This window comes from Flavobacterium collinsii (assembly GCF_902804485.1).
In the GTDB taxonomy this organism is placed as follows: domain Bacteria; phylum Bacteroidota; class Bacteroidia; order Flavobacteriales; family Flavobacteriaceae; genus Flavobacterium; species Flavobacterium collinsii.
In genome coordinates, this window is record NZ_CADCST010000031.1 from 1 (window position 1) to 1,260 (window position 1,260).

Sequence of the window (1,260 nt, forward strand, 5' to 3'; positions counted from 1 at the left end):
AGTGGTCGGAAGAAAAATCTTCCGACTTTTTTTGCTTTATCTATTTTATTTAACGAGATATTTCTTGTTTAAAATAATAGTTCTGGTTATATTTATTACTGTAAACCAGTAATCTATGACAACTTTTAAAGATCACAAAGTATCTGTTAATGAGCTATTAGGTTTTATACCTGAAGCTCTCTTATCCCATTTATCCACTAATACTAAAGTGGATCATTATTCGAAAGTACTTCATGGGAAAAAAGTATTTTACCTGCTTCTTTATGCTATTCTAGACAATGAAAAACTTAGCCAGCGGACACTGGAAGATACTTTTAATTATTCAGGCTTTAAAACCATTTTTAATTTGGATGAATCAGAAACCGTTAGAAGAAGTTCTATCTCAGAGAGGCTCTCAAAGATAGATTCTGGTTATTTCAGGGAGATTTTTGAATATATGTATAATCATTTCTCTGAAAGTTATAGTCAGCCTGAGAGAGATAAATATAATTTAATCCGCGTAGATAGTACAATTGTTTCAGAAGCAGCTGGAAAACTCAAAGAAGGAATAGACATGAAGACTGGTAAGAAAAATATAAAATTCAGTATTTCCTTTGATGGAATTCTTCCTGCCGGAGTCGAAATATTCAATACTCAGAGCTATTCTTCTGAGGAAAATGCTCTTCCTGAAGCGATTTTAAAGCAAGTAAAAAAGGACATTGGGCATCGTAATATTTACATTATTGACCGAGGACTTCAATCAACTCGGGTTATGAAAGATTTTTCACAAAAGAATGTCAAATTTGTTATCAGGTCTAAAGAAAATCGCAAACATCAAGAAACAGAATCACTTATCAAAGAAGAACAGGATTTAGATCTTGGAGATAATTTATTAGTAAAAGATAGTATTGTAAACTTTTATACGGGTATTCCAGTAAATAACAAACGAGGAAAAATACACCATAGGGAAGAAAAAATTGAAAAAAAATTCAGGCTTGTAATCGTAAAAAATAAAAAGCATCCAGAAAAGATATTTTGGTTTATTACTAACGATTTTGAACTTACAGCAAAAGAAGTCGCCGACTATTACAGAAGAAGATGGGATATAGAAGTATTTTTTAGATTTATCAAACAAGAACTAAATGTAAGCCATCTTGTATCGCTAAGTAAAAATGGGATAGAAGTCATGATTTATATGACTCTAATTGTAGCAATGTTACTCTTAATTTATAAGAAAGCAAATAATCTAGGTTACAAAACTGCAAAAAGAAGGTTTGTTAT

1 protein-coding gene is annotated in these 1,260 nt (G+C 30.8%); it reads left to right on the top strand.

Annotated elements, in window-relative coordinates; all coding sequences use genetic code 11:
- Positions 1–115 precede the first annotated feature (115 nt).
- Positions 116–1,260 (top strand): IS4 family transposase (locus FLA105534_RS00190; RefSeq protein WP_173964038.1); only part of this gene is annotated, 1,145 nt, incomplete at its 3' end.